The 21517-nt window shown below is 49.7% G+C and carries 17 protein-coding genes and 1 pseudogene; 5 read left to right on the top strand and 13 right to left on the bottom strand.

What is annotated here, in order from left to right; all coding sequences use genetic code 11:
• Positions 1 to 187: 187 nt before the first annotated feature.
• From AC4PM4_RS22745 to AC4PM4_RS22755, 3 genes are all read left to right on the top strand, one after another.
• Complete coding sequence (locus AC4PM4_RS22745; protein WP_491614634.1) at positions 188 to 1798, top strand: gamma-glutamyltransferase family protein; 1611 nt, start codon at positions 188 to 190, stop codon at positions 1796 to 1798.
• A 423-nt stretch (positions 1799 to 2221) separates the two neighbouring features.
• Positions 2222 to 3229, top strand: a complete 1008-nt coding sequence (locus tag AC4PM4_RS22750; protein WP_491614635.1) for a BMP family lipoprotein — start codon at positions 2222 to 2224, stop codon at positions 3227 to 3229.
• Between the two features lie 27 nt (positions 3230 to 3256).
• Positions 3257 to 4909: a methyl-accepting chemotaxis protein gene (locus AC4PM4_RS22755; protein ID WP_400348424.1), complete on the top strand. Its 1653-nt coding sequence runs from the start codon at positions 3257 to 3259 to the stop codon at positions 4907 to 4909.
• Between the two features lie 483 nt (positions 4910 to 5392).
• On the opposite strand, the gene AC4PM4_RS22760 is transcribed toward AC4PM4_RS22755, so the two are convergent.
• The 5 genes from AC4PM4_RS22760 to AC4PM4_RS22780 form a co-directional block, all read right to left on the bottom strand.
• The gene (locus AC4PM4_RS22760) at positions 5393 to 7060 is read right to left on the bottom strand and encodes an NAD(P)H-hydrate dehydratase (RefSeq protein ID WP_491614636.1); all 1668 of its coding nucleotides are present in this window, start codon (positions 7058 to 7060) and stop codon (positions 5393 to 5395) included.
• A gap of 65 nt (positions 7061 to 7125) precedes the next feature.
• On the bottom strand, positions 7126 to 7758 hold the full coding sequence (locus tag AC4PM4_RS22765) for an NAD(P)-dependent oxidoreductase (protein ID WP_491614637.1): 633 nt from the start codon (positions 7756 to 7758) through the stop codon (positions 7126 to 7128).
• 324 nt (positions 7759 to 8082) lie between these two features.
• Positions 8083 to 9363 (bottom strand): MFS transporter, encoded by a 1281-nt coding sequence (locus tag AC4PM4_RS22770; protein ID WP_491614638.1) that lies wholly within the window; start codon positions 9361 to 9363, stop codon positions 8083 to 8085.
• Positions 9344 to 9721 carry a ribbon-helix-helix domain-containing protein gene (locus tag AC4PM4_RS22775; RefSeq protein ID WP_063566187.1) on the bottom strand — a complete coding sequence of 126 codons (378 nt, stop codon included), beginning with the start codon at positions 9719 to 9721 and terminating at the stop codon, positions 9344 to 9346. Before AC4PM4_RS22775 ends, AC4PM4_RS22770 begins: the two co-directional genes overlap by 20 nt.
• Before the next feature lie 222 nt (positions 9722 to 9943).
• Positions 9944 to 10357, bottom strand: a complete 414-nt coding sequence (locus AC4PM4_RS22780) for a GNAT family N-acetyltransferase (RefSeq protein WP_274569374.1) — start codon at positions 10355 to 10357, stop codon at positions 9944 to 9946.
• 217 nt (positions 10358 to 10574) lie between these two features.
• On the opposite strand from AC4PM4_RS22780, the gene AC4PM4_RS22785 reads away from it, so the two are divergent.
• On the top strand, positions 10575 to 11495 hold the full coding sequence (locus tag AC4PM4_RS22785; protein ID WP_491614639.1) for a hypothetical protein: 921 nt from the start codon (positions 10575 to 10577) through the stop codon (positions 11493 to 11495).
• Between the two features lie 149 nt (positions 11496 to 11644).
• Here AC4PM4_RS22785 and AC4PM4_RS22790 read toward each other — a convergent pair whose 3' ends face one another.
• From AC4PM4_RS22790 to AC4PM4_RS22815, 6 genes and pseudogenes are all read right to left on the bottom strand, one after another.
• Positions 11645 to 11884: a YezD family protein gene (locus AC4PM4_RS22790; protein WP_062322628.1), complete on the bottom strand. Its 240-nt coding sequence runs from the start codon at positions 11882 to 11884 to the stop codon at positions 11645 to 11647.
• Positions 11885 to 12110: 226 nt separating this feature from the next.
• Complete coding sequence (gene cysW, locus AC4PM4_RS22795) at positions 12111 to 12986, bottom strand: sulfate ABC transporter permease subunit CysW (RefSeq protein ID WP_090810224.1); 876 nt, start codon at positions 12984 to 12986, stop codon at positions 12111 to 12113.
• 40 nt (positions 12987 to 13026) lie between these two features.
• Positions 13027 to 13863, bottom strand: a complete 837-nt coding sequence (cysT, locus tag AC4PM4_RS22800; RefSeq protein ID WP_491614640.1) for a sulfate ABC transporter permease subunit CysT — start codon at positions 13861 to 13863, stop codon at positions 13027 to 13029.
• Between the two features lie 82 nt (positions 13864 to 13945).
• A complete protein-coding gene (locus AC4PM4_RS22805; protein ID WP_064642598.1) occupies positions 13946 to 15025 on the bottom strand; it encodes a sulfate ABC transporter substrate-binding protein in 1080 nt (359 codons plus the stop codon).
• 479 nt (positions 15026 to 15504) lie between these two features.
• Positions 15505 to 17378, bottom strand: a pseudogene (locus AC4PM4_RS22810) (rhamnogalacturonan lyase).
• A gap of 246 nt (positions 17379 to 17624) precedes the next feature.
• Positions 17625 to 18680, bottom strand: coding sequence for a lactonase family protein (locus AC4PM4_RS22815; protein WP_491614641.1), 1056 nt, complete (start codon positions 18678 to 18680; stop codon positions 17625 to 17627).
• Positions 18681 to 19005: 325 nt separating this feature from the next.
• Here AC4PM4_RS22815 and AC4PM4_RS22820 point away from each other — a divergent pair, with 325 nt between their 5' ends.
• Positions 19006 to 19689, top strand: a complete 684-nt coding sequence (locus AC4PM4_RS22820) for an S-layer homology domain-containing protein (RefSeq protein WP_090954038.1) — start codon at positions 19006 to 19008, stop codon at positions 19687 to 19689.
• 115 nt (positions 19690 to 19804) lie between these two features.
• Here AC4PM4_RS22820 and AC4PM4_RS22825 read toward each other — a convergent pair whose 3' ends face one another.
• Together AC4PM4_RS22825 and AC4PM4_RS22830 are read right to left on the bottom strand one after the other, a co-directional pair.
• A complete protein-coding gene (locus AC4PM4_RS22825) occupies positions 19805 to 20431 on the bottom strand; it encodes a nitroreductase family protein (RefSeq protein ID WP_063566195.1) in 627 nt (208 codons plus the stop codon).
• Between the two features lie 249 nt (positions 20432 to 20680).
• On the bottom strand, positions 20681 to 21145 hold the full coding sequence (locus AC4PM4_RS22830) for an Rrf2 family transcriptional regulator (RefSeq protein ID WP_063566196.1): 465 nt from the start codon (positions 21143 to 21145) through the stop codon (positions 20681 to 20683).
• Positions 21146 to 21517 lie beyond the last annotated feature (372 nt).

Consider the following 21517-nt stretch of genomic DNA (forward strand, 5'->3'; position numbering starts at 1 on the left):
CTCATATCTTGGAAAAAATACATTGGCACTGATATGAATACAACTGTATCATCTCTATTCACGGGCTATGTCAGATTGGATTTCGCGTTGGCAGCAGGAGATCATGCCACCTGTTCCGAAGAGGGTTAGGAGTAATTGATCCGGCGAGCCGGAACCTGACATCTTGCGACAAGGAGCTGAAAACCTGATGAACTACGATCCACTCTACCAACCGTACCCGTCTTATCGTGTGCCCGTTTATGCCAAACAAGGCATGGTCGCCACTTCACAGCCTTTGGCCGCACAAGCCGGTCTGGATGTGTTAAAAAAGGGCGGCAACGCCATTGATGCCGCTATCGCCACCGCTGCTGCACTCACCGTGCTGGAGCCAACGTCCAATGGCATTGGGGGCGATGCCTTTGCCCTCGTCTGGACCGAGGGCAAACTGCATGGCCTGAATGCCAGCGGGCCTGCGCCTCAGAGTATATCGATTGAGGCGCTCAAAGCGGCAGGCCATTCGGAGATGCCGAAGCTGGGGGTCATCCCGGTGACGGTGCCTGGCGCACCGGCGGGTTGGGCTGAGCTGAGCCGCCGATTCGGGCGGCTTACGCTGGCGGAAGCGCTGGAACCGGCTGTCCGCTACGCGGAAGAAGGTTACCCGCTTGCGCCGGGGCTGGCTCGCCATTGGGCAAGGGCAGCCGACATCTATGCGCGCCAAGGCGATGCGGAAGCCGGCCGTGCGTGGTTTGAGACGTTTGCCCCAGGCGGGCTTGTTCCAGCCGTGGGCGAGATATGGCGTTCGCCGGATCATGCGGCAACACTGCGCCGGATTGGCGAGAGCGGTGCGCGAGACTTCTATGAAGGCGAACTCGCGGAGCGTATTCATTCTTTTATGACAGAACACGGAGGTTACCTGACCAAAGAAGATCTGGCTGCATTCCAACCTGAATGGGTTGATCCGATCTCGGTCTCCTATCGCGGATATGACGTGTGGGAGATCCCGCCAAATGGTCAGGGGCTGATTGCTCTGGCGGCGCTCAATCTGTTAAAGGGATTTGATTTTGAAGAAAAGGAATCCGTTCTGGCATACCACAGGCAGCTGGAAGCCATGAAGCTGGCGTTTGCCGATGGGGAGAAATACATTACCGAGGAACGCAAGATGAGCGTAACGGTGCAGGAATTATTATCCGAAGCATATGCAGATGAACGGCGCAAGCTCATTGTTGATATGGCACTTCCGCCTGAAGCGGGCGACCCAAGGGCAAGTGGAACGGTGTATCTTGCAACGGCAGATGGTGAGGGCAACATGGTTTCCTTCATTCAGAGCAATTATATGGGCTTCGGCTCCGGGCTGGTTGTGCCAGGCACAGGCATTGCCCTGCAAAACCGTGGACATAATTTCTCGCTTGATCCCGATCACGCCAACGCATTGGAGCCAGGCAAACGGACATTTCATACAATCATTCCGGGCTTCCTCACACGTGGTGATGAAGCGGTTGGACCATTCGGGGTCATGGGCGGTTTCATGCAGCCCCAGGGTCATGTGCAGGTCGTTATGAATACGGTGGACTTCCACCTCAATCCACAGGCTGCGCTCGATTCTCCGCGCTGGCAGTGGACCAAAGGCAAAACGATTCTGGTTGAGCCTGGATTCCCTCAACATATTGCACAGGCACTTGCTCGCAAAGGGCATGATATACAGGTCGCCCTCGATCCGTCGATGTTTGGACGCGGCCAGATCATCTGGCGCAACCCGGACAACGGCGTATTGTGCGGCGGCACGGAAAGCCGAACAGATGGCTCGGTAGCAGCGTGGTAATACGTTGCAAGTGCAGCTGAATGAGAGCGGGAACGTAACGCTCAGGAATATTGCATATGCTGCGGGAACCGGGAAAACCGTTCATATATATGAATTTTTTGATTCATGATATGTAGTCATTCATCATTCGTTTGGTTTCAAGGAAAGGGCAAAGAAGAGATCTAATCGGTCTCTTCTTTGCCCTTTTTTTGTCTTTCTTTTTCCCATTGACCAGCAAGACGTAGTACAGGTTCTGTATAGAATTCATGCCTCTTCAGATGTAAATTCTATGTATAATTTATGGGTTTAATTGGAATTCCATTGAGTTTTCGTAAATTTTCATCCTTACCCATTATAGAGACTCTGCTCTCGTCCGATATACATATAGAGGAATTGCTCACCTCACACGTCATCTCCATCTTATAGAAAAGAGGGCATACGCACATGAAAACACAATGGAAAATCAAATTTGGGTTCACCATGATGATGGTTCTAGTTGTTCTGATGCTGGGAGCATGTTCGGCAACCGATAAGGTGTCCCCCGCAGATCAGCGAACTAAAGTCGGAATCGTTCTTACGGATGTCGGCTTGGGTGATCATTCTTTCAGTGACGCATCTTTTGAGGGATTGGTACAGGCAAGAAACGAGAACAGTATTGTTTTTGATTACAAGGAACCTGGAAAGGATTTGACATCCGAGGCAGCTTTTGAGCAATTTGCGAAGGATAAAGTTGATCTGATTATTGGTCTAAGCGACACGATAAAAACCGATCTGGAGAAGGTTGCTCAGAAGTATCCCGATCAGCACTTTCTCATCATTGACGGGCATTCCGATCTCCCCAATGTGACCTCCATGTCCTTCAAAGCAGAAGAAGGCAGCTATCTTGCAGGTATCATTGCTGGCTTTGCAACAACCGAAGACCATGTAGGCTTCTTGGGTGGAATGGATATTCCGGTGCTTCACGATTTCCAGCAAGGTTTTGAGCAAGGTGTAAAGGCGGCTAATCCGGATGCCACAGTCCATATCGTGTACGCCGGGGATTTCGGCAATCCTGATCTTGGAGGAAAGCTCGCGGCGCAGATGATTCAGGAACAGCGTGTTGATGTCATTTACGTTGCTGCCGGACTTACCGGCATAGGCTCAATTTCAGAGATTCAGAGATTGGGTAAATACGCCATTGGCGTGGACCAGGATCAGTTCTTTTTAGCAGAAAAAGCAGTACTCACTTCCATGCTCAAAAATGTAGATGTCTCTCTTCATAACGCCATTAATACGTTCATTCAGAACCAGCATTCATTTCCCGAAAAAGAAATGTTCTATGGTCTGGCAGAAAACGGCGTAGGTTTAACCGCCCTACATAACATCACACTCACGGACGAACAACAGCAAACGTTCGAAGATTTGAAAGCACAGATCGCTTCCGGCAAAACCAAAATTACCCTAGATCAATAAACCAATTGCTAATATGGAGGCACGCTTATGAAATTGCAGGGAAAGCTGATAATGAATGCCGTAGTATCGTTACTGTTATGCCTTTTGCTTGTAGCCTATATCATTATTCAATTGCTGAGCATGAATGCCAAAAATCAAAATCTGGTGCCTGCCATGCTGAAGGTCACGGAGCTGAACGCTAACCAGATACAGACCGAGCAGGCGCTCGATGTGTACTCGTTCTCCATGACAGCTGGCAATCAGGATAATGTTGCACGCTTGCTGAATGAAGGTAAAACCATGGTAAAGCAGCTCACAGAAGGCTTGCTGGAAACGGATGAACAGCTTCGCCTGATTCAATCGATCCAAACCAAATTAACAGCTCTGGACACGGGCGCCACCGAAGCCATCACAGCCATGAACAGTTCGGACGCCAAACGTTTCAGCTCACGGGTCAAAGGCATACAAAATGATATCTATATGCTGGATGAGGTGACCCGGGATCGATATGACCAATACACAGTAGATCTTGAACAAGACATTCAGCGGACCTGGCAGATTGCCCTCGCCGGAGCCATCATCCTGCTTGTCGCTGTGCTGGTGTTCAACATGTACACTTCACGAAAATTGGCGAGACGCATACGCAGCTTGAAGGAAGCAGCAGGACAAATTGCGAACGGTGATCTGACGCAGCAGCTTCCGGAGACACGAGGCAAAGATGAATTGGATGACTTAAACCGCTCCTTCCGCCTTATGACGGGGAATATTCGCAGTATCATTCAATCTATCGGTGCGGCAGGAAACCGTGTTGATGGGATGGCACAGGACATTGACCGCGGTAATGATACTGTGCAAGCCATTGTGCAGCAAGTATCCCGAACGACCGAAGAGCTATCGATTGGCAGTCAGAAAATTGCTGAGGATCTAAGTGACACGGTTATGGTCGTGGACAAGATGCAGCATATGTTTGAAAGCAATCTTCAGGCGACTTCACAATCGGCCATCTATGGTAACGAAGTTTTGACTTCCGTGCAGGAGGGACATATTGCCGTACAGGAACAGCTTCGACTGGCTGAAGTAAACCGGATTGCCATGTCCGAGGTAGAAAAGACTGTCCAGGAATTGGAGGAGAGTGCCTCCCGGATCGCAACCATGACTGCTTATGTATCAAGCATTGCTACGCAGACAACCCTTCTGTCTCTGAACGCCTCCATCGAAGCGGCACGTGCAGGTGAAGCCGGACGCGGCTTTGCTGTCGTCGCGGGGGAAGTGAAGAAACTGGCCGAGCAATCCGAGCAATCGGTACAGCATATCTTTGGGGCTGTCGGTGAAATCACAGCGGCTATGGGCAAAGTGAAAAACTCTGTGACACAGAGCATTCAGCTCTTTGCAGAACAGGAGCAGGCCACCGGAAAAACCGGCGAATCCTTCTCTGGCATTCGTCACAGTGTAGAGCGAATCAGCACAAGCATTAACCAGCTTACGGAAGACATGCAGCAGTCCAGTGAACTTAGCGCACAGGTTCAGCAGGCGATTGAAAATATCAGTGCCATTACGGAACAATCGGCTGCAAGCAGTGAGGAAATTACAGCTTCTACGGCCGAGCAACAACGTTCGTTCGCCGAAGCAAGCACTAAGGTGAAAACCCTGCGGGATATCAGTGCAGAGATGCATCAGGAGCTTTTACGGTTCCGGTTGTAGTTGAACCATGATAAAAGAATGAAGGGAAGCGGCTGTACCGGAGGTTGGAAGGGACTTCCTTTCTCGGGTCGAAGCGCTAATCCATTCTAACGAATCGACCACACCTGAATTGGAGGATTTGGGTTGAATGTACAGATTAACGAACTTCAGTCACGTTATTCTCGTTATAATGGTACAAACTTAGGCCAGAACCTGCCGATCAGTGAAATCACGTCGCTGGGATTCGTTAAAGCGCAGATTAATGGAAAATGCAGCTCATAGCTTGTGTTTGATTCGTTAAAAGCTAATACCACTAAAAAGGGATGTCCTCGTCATGTTTATGACTATGGGACATCCCTTGCTTTATGTTATGAGTGGTTTATATCTTTGTGCTGTGTGCAGAGGCATGCAGCACACCTATCACCCGAGCTCAAAGCGGTGTAAATGCAGCTTATGAAGTAACGAATGTACGTACCAAGAGTCGGCACCAATCATGCCCCTGTTTTATAGTGCATCAACGATATCCCCGGCGAGCAGGGATGCCGGATCACCGCGCAGCAGCGCAGCTCTCTCCCCTCCCTGGCCGTGTAGAAACACGCCAAAGGCTGCAGCCTGCTCCGCGCTGAGCCCTTGGGCGAGCAGACCGGCGATAATGCCGGTCAACACGTCTCCTGCACCGCCGGTTGCCATGCCAGCGTGCCCCGTGGTGTTGATATACGCCTCGCCGGATGGCGTTGCGATGACCGTTCGTGCTCCCTTGAGCACCAGGATCACGCCCTGCTCGCGGGCGTACCGTACAGCGTGTCCAATTCGGTCACGCTGTACTTCGGGGGTCGACATGCCCAGCAGTCGGCCCATCTCTCCAGGGTGCGGCGTCAGGATGGTCGCCGCACTTCGTTTGCCCCAGTCGCGAGGCCCTGTTGGGCCAGCGTCTGCCAGCATGTTGAGGGCGTCCGCGTCGATGACGAGCGGGCGATCCGAATGTTGCCACAGACGGCGCAGCCAGTCTGTGTCGCCCTTGAAGCGGCCGAGACCCGGGCCGGTCGCGAGCACGTCGCGGCTTTCGGCGAGACGCAGCACAGCGTCTGCGGAAGCCGCGTTCCACTCGCCGCTGTCGCCATCTGCGGCGGCAGCGAGCATGAGCTCGGGCACGGTGCCGATGACATGCGACAGCAGTGCCGCGGGCAGCGCCCATGTGGCGAGCCCGCAGCCAGCGCGCAGCGCGGCTTTGGCCGAGAGCAGGCCTGCGCCGCTCATCGGCAGACTGCCTGCGGCCAGCAGCACGTGGCCGTAAGTGCCCTTGTGGCCGTCCGGTGCCCGGAGTCGGCCCGTGTCCACGTGCAGCGCACTGCGCAGCACCTCTTCCGTCAGCAGACGGACCGAGGGGCCATGCTCCGGCGCAAGCCGCGCGGGAATGCCGATGGAGCGCACCACGATGCGCCCTGCGGCAGATGCACCCGGGTACTGCACCAGCCCGCGCTTAAGCAGCGCGAGACATACGGTCACCCGGGCCTGAATGCAGGGCTCATATACCTCCCCGGTGTCGGCATTCAGCCCACTTGGCACATCGGCGGACACGACCGGCTTGCCGCTGTCGTTCACCGCCTCAATCAGCGCCGCGTATGCTCCGCGCGGCGCCCCCCTCGAGCCGGTGCCCAGCAACGAATCCACGATGCCTGTGCACCGGCTGAAGTCCACAGCTTCGCGCCCGTGGACCAGAGCAGGGATGCCGAGCTGCGCGGCGGCATCCCGCTGCACTGCGGCTTCGCCCCGCAACGCATCAGGCGCATCGGCGTAAACCAAAGTCACGCCGAGCCCCGCTTCAACCAAATGGCGCGCCGCAACCAGCCCGTCGCCGCCATTATTACCCTTGCCGATCAGCATGTACCACTGCTGATCACCGGGTTGCTCCATCACGAGCGCCGGATCGGCGATGATGTCGCCACCTTGAGCAGGCCGATCCCCGGGCCCGGTGTGCGCCCGCTTCCCGTTTTTGTTCCAGCAACCATACTGCTTCGAACGGTGGTCAACATCGTCTTCCCGGCACAGCCGGATAACTTCCTCAGCGATGGCTCTGCCTGCGTTCTCCATCAGACTGACAGCAGGAATACCAAGCTTCTGAATCGTATGCTCATCCACAGCTCTCATCTGTTCAGCAGTTACGATAAACAACGTTCATCCCTCCCCGGTGGCCTCTTCGGAAATTTACAGAAAGATTGCTAGCTTACCTAAAACTTTTAATAACCTACTGTAAACCGGGATTGAATAAATTGCGGATCATCCAGCTCATCCACCAAAGCCGCTGCAAAATCGCCAACGGAAATCGAACTCTCACCAAGATCATCTGTGATTACACGATTCATGCCAACCCGGAACAGGCCTGTCCGTCTTCCTGTTGTGATCGTAGCCGCAGGACTCATGTAGGTCCAGTTAATATCCGATGCTTCAATCAGGTTATACGCATCGACATGAGCCTTCGCCAATGGTTTGACTTCCTCAGGGAATCCTGGTGTGTCCATCAGCATTTCTCCAGAATCGGTAAGCAAGCTTCCTGCTCCACCCACGACAACCAAACGTCCTGCTTTTCCACGACGAACACCCTCAATTAGTGAACGTGTAACTTCCAACATCTCTTCCTCCGCACCAAACTTCGGTCCATAGGCACTCACAACGGCTTCCTGTCCTGCTGTAAAATCGGCAACCTGGTCCGGGTTTAGCAAATCCCCCTGTACCACACGCAAACGCTCATGCTCCATATCAATCTTCGAAGGATCACGAACAATCGCCGTTACCTCATGTCCGCGGTCCATTAACTCCCACAGTATCGTCTTCCCAATCGCTCCGGTTGCTCCAAAAATGGAAACTTTCATATCAAATCCCTCTTTTCAGTAGATATCATCTTGTCAACTTACCGTTATTTTAATACTTAATCCCATTGTTATATACCTTAAACGGCTCACGCCATCTTAAACCGTCTGTGCTCACTTGTAAACCATGTAGCTAGCTCACCTCACCGTTCCCATATACATGCCTTATTAAAATAAGTAAGCCCAGAACCATTCTGAATAAACTTCATGATCTAAATCTTTAATATTATGAAGTTTCATCCTACTCGCCACCAGTTATGCAAGATAAGCATCATAGCAGCCTCCATACAGTGCTATTTCCAAAAAGGACGATAATCTGCTCATAGGCTAAATGGATGACGCTTGCTGTCTGGAGCGTTGCCCCTGTTCCTCTCGGAAAGGCCGGACAAACATGCTCCCCAGTCCCATGACAATAACAAATGCGCCGATTCCCATGTACACCCAGGATGGATTATACGTTTCAATGAGCCAGCCTCCGAGCAATAAACCCAGCGGATTGCTGATGCCACTCATTAAGACCCCCATACTGTTCATGACACGTCCCCTCTTTTCTTCCGGTGTGGATAGAAGAATCGAGGTAACCAAAGGTACATTTACGAGGGCAAGCCCCAACATTAAAAAGAATGAACAGACGATGGCGATATACAGATTAGGAAACATAGGCATGAGCAGCAAACTTGCACCTGAGATGAGATAACTGATTAGGAACCATCGAGCAAGCGAAAGCCGTTTGGCATATTTCCCGCTGAGCAAAGAGCCTGCAATACTACCAGCGGCAAAGGCAGATTGGAGAAGACCATAGCCTTGTGGTCCGGCATGAAGAACCATGTCAGCAAAAATCGGAGTGAAGATGTGCAGAGGCGCGCCAGCAAAGTTGATAATGGCACCAAAAATGATGCAGCTGGCCAGAATTTTACGCGAGAACAAAAAGGTAATCCCTTGCAAACTGTCCTTCATAAAGCCAGAAATCCCTTTTTGTTTGACCACTTTGGTCACCGGAATATGAATAAAGACAATGGAAAAAGCAGATAGCAGAAAGGTAAGTGCATAGATGAAAAGGATGGACTGGACTGAGATGAACGCCACCAATATGCCACCTACAGCATATCCAAGCAATTCAATTGTTTTGGAAGATGAATTTAGAAGTGCGTTGGCTGGTGCTAACTGCTTCGACGGGTCGGGCAGAATTGCGGGGATGACGGTCTGGGTTGCCGGATTGAACAAAAATCCAAGAATCGCAATGAGCAAATTGGCAGCATAGATATGCCACGGTACCATCTGACCACTCATGAATAAAAGCGCCAATATACAGGCCACGCATGCTCTAAGTACATCTGTCCAGATCAAGAGCTGCTTTTTGGGCAGCCGATCACTGATTGTAGCCAGTGGTATACCCAAAAAAGCATAGATAAAGTATGGCAACATAGGAATCAGTGCTGCTGCGAGTGCTGACTCGGTTAGTTGAAGAATATACCACATCGTAGCCATGGAAAATAAAATTTGACCTGCACCGGATAGCAGCCTGCCTGCAAGAAGTACACAAAAAGATGGAAGACGCAGAACAGATCCATAACTGTCGTTATGGATTTCATTTTTCGTCTGTTTCATTCACTCTCTCTCCTTTCCCTTCGATCTCACTTCCAGTTTCACTTTGCAGACGTGTCAACAAACCTGAATTGCGAATGGACTGTTGTATTTTGGCCTTTACCCGCTCAAGCTCTGCCGTATACTCCTGAATCTCGTTCAATAACGATTGATGAGTCCGAATCCCTTCCCTGATTAACATCGCCGTTGCATCAGATCGGTTCTTGGCCAGTTCAAGAAATACAAGCTGATCAATAATATCAATCTCCTCCTGACTTAATCTTACGGAGACAACCCCCTTGGTTCCCGATAGGTTTCTGCTGGCTTGCTCCATGGATCGTTCCACCATTCGATTAAATTGAGTCCGCTGGTCTTTATCCAATTTCGTCTCCTCCATTCTGCATTTATTATGATTATCGTATTTTGTAAATCGTAAATTGTATTTAAATTACATTATAGTTGTAAATAAATGGATGTAAAGCAAAAAAACCTATGGATAACCAAAGGTTTAATTAGTTGAATACACGAATGAGGTATTGTTAGGCTATTTCACATATATAAGGCTAATTTTATTTAAACAGGCTTAACTCAGCTTATTTCCGCTCTATTCCCCTTGTCTCCACCACATACCTTCCGATTTCGGACTGGTGTAGGTGAAGCCGAATTGAGCGTACAGACGATCGGCAGGAACGTCAGCCAGCAGGCTAACCAAGCCACGAGCAGGCACATGTTCGCGCAAATAATTCATGATCTCGCTCATAATCAATTTGCCATATCCTCTGCCCTGCTGGTCCGGGCGCACGGCGATATCCACCACCTGAAAGAAGCAACCACCGTCCCCGATGACCCGGCCCATGCCTACGATTTCATTTTCTTCACGCAGACATACGGCAAAAAGACTATTGGGTAGGCCGATCTCCGCTCCCTCCTTGCTCATCGCACTAAGACCTGCGCTTTTCCGTAACGCAAGGTATTCTGCTGTTGAGGGCGGTGTGTGTTCAATGTTGATCTGGTCCATAGATCATGCTCCCTTCCTATTAAATCTATAATTATGTGTAGAATTAAAAAATTCATGGAAATTACATCTTCTTTGCTTGGGTGCCCTGGTCCTTCCTATGACAGTAAATTCCTACTGTTCCTGCTTGAATTCACGCAATTCCTGTGTAATAGTGAGAGAAAGCTTATGTGAACCGTGTTTCATGCTACACTACAGTTTTTGCAAAGGAGGAACCATTGTGCTTCAACGCTGGATGCTTGCTCTATTCTCATATCCGGTCTTCGTGGCGGTAATACTCGGAATGATCGCTGTGCTGCTTGGACTCTACGTATGGTCAGCCACTGAGGTCAGACGAAGCCGGGACAGGCGAATGCACGCGATACGAGATACATTATACATAAGTACAACCCTATTGGGACAACTCACAGCCAAAGAACAACGGAATGTTGCTATAACGGAACATGAGCATCATGAATTATTAACGGCCATGCTGTCCTGCAGAGCCGCAGTGCATCTGTCTCCACAGCTTCAGGATCAAATTCGCAGCTGTATCATCGATGTTGATCCCGCTCGACTGGCATTGATGCACAGGGCTCTGGAACGAGAGAGTGCAGCATTGTCCGATGAATTGAATCGATCCGTACATCCTGACCAGTGGGGAAGAGCGATCTGGAATGTCATTCGTCCAGCTGCCGAGCCCACCGCTGTAGTAGCTGTACTGTACCTAATCGCTGATTTTGTGTTTCGTCAACAAGGTCTGTTGTATCCTTTCTGGCATTCATGGTTCAATGCTTTGCCATGGATACGCTTCGTTTCCTTGATCATCACGGTGTTCTATGGTTATCTGCTCTGGTCCAGCCCAAGACAGGGTTCATCGGGCACAGTAACCAAAGCGCTTGTTACCCTAATTACTCTGTGTTCCCTGCTTCATCTGATCGGACTTGCTGCTGCTCCCTACGCATTGGGATTGCAACTCATCCTGTTCATCTCTGGCTTCAGCCTGACAGGAACGCCTTCTCGCAGTGATCGCCCGTACGCGGGACACACCGATTCGGATAAGGAATTGAATAGCAGTACAGAAGCACATGAGGATGAGAACCTGGATATGGAGCTATACCTCTATAAACCACGCACATCTGGAGCCATTTCTGAAAAGTAAACCTCTCTGTTAACTCGGTTGGCTTGGTATCAACAGACTCAGTTCATTCAAAACCAAAAAAAGAGAAGCCCGGAAAATCGCGGCTTCTCTTTTTTTGGTTCTACTATTTTTTTGCATTATGCCTAATTCGATCCTGAATTACATGATGCCTATCCCTTCGCGCTTGCATTCGATGAGCGCAATGAACGGGGTGAGCTGCTTCGTGCAGTGCTGCCGGATTTGGAGGCGCTGCCGGAGGGCGTATTTTCAAAACGCTTGCGTTCGGTCCGCTCCATCTGCACAATCTGGCCTTCATGTACAACGATGTGTAACGAGCCAAACTCCATGTCGTTCAGTTGTCCGGCAATGCGATCCATCCATACCTCATCCACTTTTAACGGCTTAGCCATAGAGCCGCCTCCTCTTCTCGGGCTACTGCCCGCTATATTCCTCAAGTGCGCTGTCATCCAACCCGACTTATAATCCATTCTTATCCAACCTATATACTTGGTTTATACATTAGCAGGGCTTCCAGTAGCTGTCAATCCGAATTTTCATGAAGTTTAAACAAAATCCATTTTCATTCGGAACCCTCTTCAAAACCAAGATGATCGGCATGAATATAGGATTGTTACATCACTTTTCGGGAATCGTTTTATGACCCAACCAGCTCTTGAGCAGCAACGTTGCCAGAGCCAAAATCAGCAACAAGGAGGCGACGGCAAACGAAGCAGAGAATTGATATTCGTTATACAGGATCTCGACATGCAGCGGCAAGGTGTTGGTCTCCCCGCGAATATGTCCCGATACAACAGACACGGCCCCAAACTCGCCCATTGCCCGCGCATTACACAGAATAATGCCATATAACAGTCCCCACTTGATGTTGGGAAGTGTAACGTTCCAGAATATCCGCCACCCGGAGGCCCCAAGCGTAACCGCCGCTTCTTCTTCCCTCGTGCCTTGATCCTCCATCAACGGAATCAGCTCTCTGGCAACGAAGGGAAACGTAATGAACAATGTTGCGATGACAATGCCGGGCAGGGCAAAAATAATTTTGATATCATGCTCGGCCAGCCACGGTCCAAACCATCCATTTGAACCAAAGATGAGGACAAAGATCAACCCGCCTACCACAGGCGAGATCGAAAAAGGAAGATCGATCAGGGTGATCATGAGTCCTTTGCCCCTGAACTGGAACTTGGTAATGACCCACGCAGCCGCCACACCGAATATCGTATTGAGCGGTACGGTAATCCCGGCAACCAGCAGCGTAAGTTTCAATGCCGACATCGCGTCCGGCTCGGTAAGCGCGGCGATGTAGACACCCCAGCCTTGCTTTAAAGCCTCCATCAGCACGATCACCAGCGGCAAGATGAGCAGCCAGAGCAGCACCAGACTTGCCAATCCGATCAACAACCATTTGACCCATGGTGCTTCCGTGGTTGCACGGTTTGGCCCCGGCCCGGTTCGCACACGGGAAGCAGGCGTCAATGGAACGGAACCCGCCATATTCTGTACCTCCTTTTGGTTTAGGTTGGCTCACTGCTCACTAAGCTCTGCCTGCCTTGCGGCTCCAGCGTTGAAGTGAATTAATGATCAGCAATAGGACAAAAGAGACCAGCAGCAGCAGCAAGGCTACCGCCGTAGCTCCCGCATAATCGAACTGCTCCAGCTTCGCCATGATCAGCAGGGGCGCAATCTCCGTTTTCATCGGCATATTGCCTGAGATAAACACCACTGAACCATATTCGCCAATACCTCGGGCAAAGGCTAACGCAAAACCGGTCAGCAGCGGCGGGATCAGATCCGGAAGCAGAATCTTACGAAATATCCGCCATCTTCCCGCTCCCAGCGTAGCCGCAGCTTCCTCCACTTCAGTCTCCAGTTCCTGCAAAACCGGCTGCACCGTACGCACCACAAACGGAATCCCGATAAACATCAGCGCGAGAGTAATGCCCGCCTGTGAATAGGCCAGCTTGATGCCCAGAGGTTCCACAAACTGCCCAATCCAGCCATTCCCGGCATACAGCGCCGTTAAGGCAACCCCCGCCACTGCTGTCGGCAAGGCAAAAGGCAGATCAATAACGGCATCAAACAGCCGCTTTCCAGGGAACTCATACCGGACAAGTACCCAAGCCAGGAGCAGCCCGAGAACCAGATCGATCAGGGCCGCTGCACCTGCAGTCAGAAAACTCACCTGGAAAGAAGCCAGTACCCGGGAATTGGTCGCCACCTCAATCAATGTGGACCAGGTCAGCCCCGTGGAGTTAAACAAGAGCGCTGCGAGTGGAATAAGTACAACCAGGCTCAGGTAAAGCACACTGTAACCCATCGTTAATCCGAATCCCGGCAGTGTGCGACTCCGGGCCACCATCACCTTGCTCATGCACGTTCATCCTCTCTGCCTTCAGTCGGTCGGACTGGTTGGCCGCTTACATGGTCACGCAACATCATCGATGGCAGATGCATCAGCTGCCCGGCACATAGATCTGGTCAAAGATACCGCCGTCATTAAAGTGCTTGGCCTGGGTATCGCGCCATGTACCAAATACATCGTCCAATGTGAACAGCTCAAGCTGCGGGAACTGATCCTTGAACTTTTCCTTCACGCTGTCCAGGGTTGGACGGTAATAGTTCTCGGCAGCAATGGTCTGCCCCTCTTCGCTGTACAAATATTTCAGATAGGCGTCCGCCACTTCGCGGCTGCCCTTTTTGTCTGCATTTTTATCTACAATCGCTACAGGTGGTTCAGCCAAAATACTGACCGAAGGCACCACAATATCGAATTTGTCCGGTCCCAGCTCTTTAACTGACAAGAAAGCCTCATTCTCCCATGCAAGCAGTACATCACCGATACCGCGCTCTACAAACGTAGTCGTCGCTCCACGTGCTCCAGAGTCAAGGACAGGCGCATGTTTGAACAGTTCTGCAACAAATGCTTTGGCCTTCTCTTCATCATTGTTGTTATGTTTGAGCGCATATCCCCAAGCAGCCAGATAGTTCCAACGCGCTCCGCCGGACGTTTTCGGATTTGGGGTAATGACTTGGGTATCTCCCTTGATGAGATCATCCCAGTCCTTAATGCCTTTCGGATTGCCTTTGCGTACCAAAAACACGATCGTTGACGTATACGGGGAGCTGTTGTGCTCGTATTTATCCTGCCACCCCGCATTGATCAGACCTTTATCTTCAATAGCATCGATATCGTATCCCAATGCCAGAGTAACCACATCCGCGTCCAGCCCATCAATAACAGAACGACTTTGTTTACCTGAACCGCCATGAGACTGCTTAACCGTTACTTCCTGACCTTTCTCTTTCAGCCAATACGCCGCAAATGCCTTGTTATATTGCTCATAGAGTTCACGTGTCGGATCATAGGATACATTCAGCAGCTCGATCGCTTTTGCCCCTTCTTTGCCACCTTCCGTTCCCCCCGATGTTGCTGCCGCATTCGAGCCACCGCTATCCGATCCGCATGCCGCCAGTACCCCTGTTAACACCAATGCCAGACCAACCAGAATACCCTTATGAATTCTCTTTTTCATAGATAACACTCCCCCCGAATGGATCTGCAAGATTACCTCAACAGGCTGAACAGCATGGAACGCACCGAAAAAAAACAAAAAACGGAGGAACCCCCGCGCACTTCTCCCTCATAAAGTCATGCCGGCCCAAAGGCCGTGTATGCTTCATCCAGAAATGATGCGCTGCGGTGTTCCTCCGTCTATACGGTGAGAACGTTATTCTGTTCACGTTACGATCTCTTATGTGACTGTAAATGACTGCTTCCGCAAATAGAGCATAGTCATTTTTATTATTCCTACCTGTTTAGTGAGTTATATACGTATCATAAGGGCAGTACATATGACTGTCAAACGTTTTTTTCCGATTTCTACCGAATATCTGTGTAAATGGCAGAAAAAGAAGAACAACGGACCAAAGTCCGTTGTTCCCTTGTCAGCGGTAAGTTTAATTCGCTGTAACATCATTCCTGGGGTTGGCATGAGTTCATGCCCTTTCCCCCTTATTTGCCAGCGTACCGGATATTCGGTACGGGAGGCGTGCTCATGCTATCTCCCAAATAAAAGCCCGTGTGTGGCGGTTGGTTATAGGCTACATTTGCCAAGCTACGCCAAGACGGTATACCGGATCATGCATCAGGGTGTAGATCCGTTTGTCCGTAACGGCTGTTGTCGTGTAGATACGCAGTGCAGAGCTGTCATTGGTCCGCCATACCACTTCTTCTCTCCAGTCGCCGAACAGGTCAGCCTGCAGATTCGGTGTGGACTTCGTTCCATTATTGGAAGAAACACCGGATGCCGTCAACAGATTAACCGTTTGGCTATTGGCGTAGTCCCATTTATCAATCCGGTTGCTGTCCAGCAATTCGCGGAGCAGGTCACCATCCCACCAGATACCAAAATTCGTGGAGGAAGGCAGGGTTGTCCCAATTTTCTGCCCTTTGGCTGTATACAAACCACCATCTGCCCAGACTTCAGCACCCTTATAACGTGGATCGATATCGGCTGCCATGCCGCGTCCAATATCTTTTGTCGTAGGTATGCCCCAGATCAACTGACCTGTACGCGCATCACGGAATTCCACTCCGGCATTGGATGCTGTCTCATGCACCTGAAATACTTCAAGTCCTGCACGATCCGGGTCCAGATCACTGAGATGCATTGCATCCCCATGATGAAGCCCTGTCGTATAGAGTCCTTTGCCGTTATCATCTACCGCCATCGCGCCATATACGATCTCATCTTTGCCATCGCCATCCACGTCCGCCACACTCAGATTATGATTACCTTGTCCAGCATAACCGGAATTACCTGATGTATTGGAATCAAAAGTCCATTGTTTCGTCAATTGTCCATCCCGCCAGTTGTACGCCACCAGCACGGTTCGGGTGTAGTATCCACGCGCCATGACCAGACTGGGCCGCTCCCCATCCAAATACGCAATCGCAGCAAGGAATCGATCGACCCGGTTGCCATAGTTGTCTCCCCAATCGGACACATTACCGCGCGCTGGTTCGTAGTTCACCGTGGAAAGTGCTTTGCCGGTCTGTCCATTAAAGATCGTAAGGAACTCCGGTCCGGACAGAACGTATCCGCTGGAATTACGATAATCCTTGCTGGCATCCCCGATGACTACTCCCGTACCATCCTTCGTACCATCAGCCGTTTTCATCGCCACTTCGGCCTTGCCATCTCCGTCCAGATCGTACACCATGAACTGGGTGTAATGAGCACCGGCACGGATATTTTTACCCAGACTAATTCGCCATAGGCGCGTTCCATTCAATTTGTAGGCATCGATAAATACTTCACCCGTGTAGCCGCTTTGGGAATTATCCTTGGAGTTGGACGGGTCCCACTTCACAATCAGTTCATACTCGCCGTCCCCGTCCACATCGCCTGCACTCGCATCATTGGCACTGTACGTGTAGGCTACACCATCCGGTGTTGTGCCTCCTGTGGGTACACTGAGAGGTACAGACAAATAATTATTTCCCCATACGCTCGCTGCCGTCGAAGCAGCCTGTTCGGTTCCACTGACTACGGCTCGAACCGTATATTTGGAACTGTTTGTCCCGCTTGTATCCTGGAGGTTGGTGCTGTTCGTTATGGGCGATGCGTTTACCTTGGTTCCATCCCGATAGACATTAAACGATACATTCGACCCTTCCGTACCCAGAAGCCGCCAGCTAACGAACACACCTGTGCCTGTCTTCACTGCAACTACACCTCGGTCCAGAAACTCCATCTGACGGGCACCCGCAGCATGAGTGACCGACGTGTCTCCAAGACCCAGCGAAGTAACCAGTAGCGCAGAACTCAACAGTGACACACCTGCGGTCCGCAATGTACGCTTCCATAACGATCGTTTTCCCATAAAGCCATTGCCTCCCCAATCGAATTGGTAAGCCCGATGCCCTTGGTAGCGCCATCTCGCATCCATGTAAGCGCTTTAATATATTTATTTTAAATTAAACATATAATTCCATCTATAGGTCTAACTTAGTAATTTCATGTATGAAAAAAAGGAAAAAGCCGAAAGATGAATCTTTCGACTTGGATGCTTCTTTCTCACACGCTCGATCGGAATCTGAACGTAACAAGAATGTTGTTTCATCCCACCTTATACTACCGGAGCAATACACACTGGGCGGGGTATTTCCAATTTGAATCCGTTGTGTGTCAGACGTCCATCTTCACCATTGATCTGAAAAGCAACCAGGTTGTTGCTGTCCTGATTGGCCACCAGCAGAATACCACCGGCAAGCAGGTTGAAGTTACGCGGAGTCTGACCAATAGTGGAAGTCCACTCTATTGCCTCCAATTCACCGGATTCCTGGTCAATGTGATACAGCACAATGCTGTCGTCCCCACGGTTGGAAGCATAGAGGAAACGACCACACGGGGACACACGGATATCCGCTGCCGTACCTTCTCCAGAATGTCCTTCAGGCAGTGTGGTGATATGCTGCAACGTAGTGAACTCACCTCTGCGTTGATCATACATGAACGCCGTAACGGTGTTACTCAATTCATTAATCACATAGGCCCATTTCGAGCTTGGGTGGAAGACGAGATGTCTCGGTCCGGAGCCTGGAGGCTGATTCGTCTCACGATGCGTTACCAGGCGGCCTTCTTCCTGACGATACACAATAATCTGATCCAGACCCAGATCACAGACAATGGCGTACTGACCCGAAGGGTCTGGTTGAATGGAGTGGGCGTGCGGCCCTTCTTGACGGTCATCATTCTGCCCTCTTCCTGTATGCTCAATCAGCGCACTCATCTCTTCAAGCGTGCCTTGATCTCCTACCGGGAATACGTTCACACTACCACTGCTGTAGTTCGAAGTCAGCACCCACTTGCCGTCCTCCGTGACAGACACATAACAAGGCGAAGCGCCCTTTGTTAACTTGCGATCCATCAAGTGCAGCTCACCCGTTGCGGCATCCCTGCGATAGACCAGCACCTCTCCCTCATCTGTCTCACTTACCACGTACAGACCATTCCCATCCGGAGATAAAGCCAGATAGGATGGATTATCCACCCCATCCATATGATTTACAATCCGCAACTCGCCTGTTTCCTTGTTTAACGCACATAGAAAAATCCCCGGCTGTTCTGCTGATGCATAAGTACCTGTATAGAAAAAAGCTTCATTCGTTGCTGTCGGTTCCATCGTCTCATTCTCTCCTTATTGATTCAAATGATTAACCTTACACTCTAATTACATGCAATTATAAGAAGTTGTAACCCGAATAGTTGATTCCACTGTTATGTACTTACCCAAATCACAGACCTTTGCTTCAGTGGTTATCTTTCCTCACCATAATACAAAGCATAAGGCCTTACAATAGTCCATTCACTTTGTACATATTCCAACAGAATTTCTTGTAGAAAAACAATGGAAAATTACAGCAACCTTTTGAGGAATAGGGTCGTCTATAGGGACAAATAACTTTTATACAAAGGGATACTCCCTGGAAAAGTGAGGCGAATCTGATATGAAAAAAAATATATTAGCTACATTAACAGCCGGAGCTTTACTTACCCTTTCTCTGAGCGCTGGTCCGATTCACGCCGCTCAAGCGGAATTCACTGATATTCAAGGTATTGTAGGGGCAGACAAGATTGAATCCCTACATCAGGATGGTTTAATCAAAGGCGTGAGTGATAGCTTGTTCAAACCGGAACAGGAACTAAACACAGCTCAGGGTATCCAGCTCATTACAGATGGCCTCCATCTGAATTTGGACACGATTCGTTTTATCAAACAACCCCTGCCAAGTGACTACTTCTCCAACGTAAAAGATGGCGTATGGTACAGTGATGCTTTTGTCCGTGCCCAATTCAATGGCATTAAGATGTCCAACGATATCGATCCTTCCAAGGCGTTGACCCGTGAACAGTATACCCTTTTCTTGATGCAGGGCATTGAAGCCAAAGGCGGCCTGCCGATGATTAACATCAAACCTGTAGACATCACGGATGAAAAAGAGCTGACTCCAGAATTTCAAGGTGCTGTTCAACGTTCCCTTGTCTTGAAGATTAATACACTCGATGCAGAAGGCAACTTCAATCCGAAGGAAACGATTACCCGCGCCGAAGCTGCGGTTATGATGTATAACGCAATTGAGTATCTGGAAGATTTCAATGCACCGAAAATCCCGGAAACACCAGAGAAATAATGCCCTTCTTCATCATTTAAATACCAAATAGCCGCATGTTCCCTCTAAAGGGGACATGCGGCTATTTACGTTATATATATTACTCTCTATAGCGATAACTGATCCAAAATCAGTCTTAGAAAGAACCTTTAACAACAACTTCGGACAGCGGGAAACGACCTGCCGGACGAGCTGGTACTGCAGCTTTACCTACAGTGATCAACAACGTTGGTAAATAACGCGCAGGGATGTTGAATGTTTCGATCAATTGTTGCGGGTTGTAACCACCCATTGGGCAAGTATCATATCCCAGGGAACGTGCAGCAAGCATAATGTTCTGTGAAGCAAAAGATGCATTGCGGATTGCTTCGTCACGGGCGATTTGCGGATTTTGGTAAGCACCGTTGATCTGTCCAACCAATGCGTCACGAACTTCAGCCGGGATCGCACCTGCTTCAACAGCCTGATCATAAATCACGGCGTTGCGGTTTGCTTCCAAATCTCCGAGTACAGCGATCGTAACGGAGCTGTCTGTGATTTGACTTTGGCCGTAAGCGATTGGCAGCAACTTGGCTTTGTCTGCTTCGGATTCGATCACGAGGAATTTCCAGTGTTGCAGGTTCCATGAAGACGGTGCTTCGGAAGCGGCAGTCAGGATAGCGTTCAGATCTGCTTCAGGCATAACAAAACCACTTTCGTACTTTTTGACAGCGTGACGTTCGTTAATCACGCGAAGTGTTTCATTGTTTTCAATGCTGGACATGCGTTCCACTCCCCAAATTCTTTTTTTATTTTTTTACGTTCGCAAGGTCAAACTCTACCGAGTACTCACCTTCCGAAAATAACATCAGCGCAGACGATCGCTTCCATCTGTGTTCACGTTATGCCCGGAATCGCCTGAAACATCAACGGATCTTACAACCGGAGCAAACGCCCTTATATAGCTTGTCCACCATGCCTGATAGCAGCAGTCCAAGGCCAGGTCATGAAGAGCTGTTAACGATCAGTTCTGTCACGACCTATCCTTCATGGCCAAGGGTTCCATAGACAAAGAACATTCTTCCCCATTACCGATACGATGCTTCACATCCTCAATGGATATACGGTCAAAATAAGCGCTTAATGCTTCTTCGCCTCCATCGTAGATACTTCCCATCACATCCTGCATATTGGAAGAAACAACGCACGTTGAACCGGATTCTCCCGAACACCAGCTGGGACCAAGTGATCCACCTGCTACCAGTCTGTACAGTTCTCCAAGCTTGATTTCTTCACTCGGACGGCTGAGCAGATATCCACCGTGGGCACCTTCCTTGGTGGTCAGGTATCCATGCTTCCGCAGCACACTAAGCACCTTGCGTACTCTGGCTGGATGCGTACCAACACTTTGAGACAAGTCTTCACTATTGGCCATACACTCATCCTTCATGGACAGAAAGACCAGACAGTGCACAGCAATGGTAAATTCACTGTTCATTACTTACTCCCTTCCCGGCATATCGTTCACCGCTGAAAATTCAATCCAAGGTAAGTATAACTGTTATTATAGGAATAACAGTTATGTTTGTCAACATTATCAACTTAGGGGTTAGAAAACCTGATTCCCCCTGTCATACCAGTATATACAGGCCCTTCATAGGCTTAGTAAAAAGGTTGAGTTCCTCCGGGTTTTGAGGGAACAGAACAAAAAAAGTGAGCCTATCGCTTCGCGAAAGGCTCCAATAAGATAGACATATGAAAGGGCTTACGAGATTATTATAATCGGTTATTCCTATTTTGAAAACGCTTTTTTTGTAAAGTGTTTTGGGATTTTAAAATATGCTATTTTTTAAGCAAATCTACATAGGGT

Source organism: Paenibacillus sp. MDV22-iso6, from assembly GCF_058408365.1.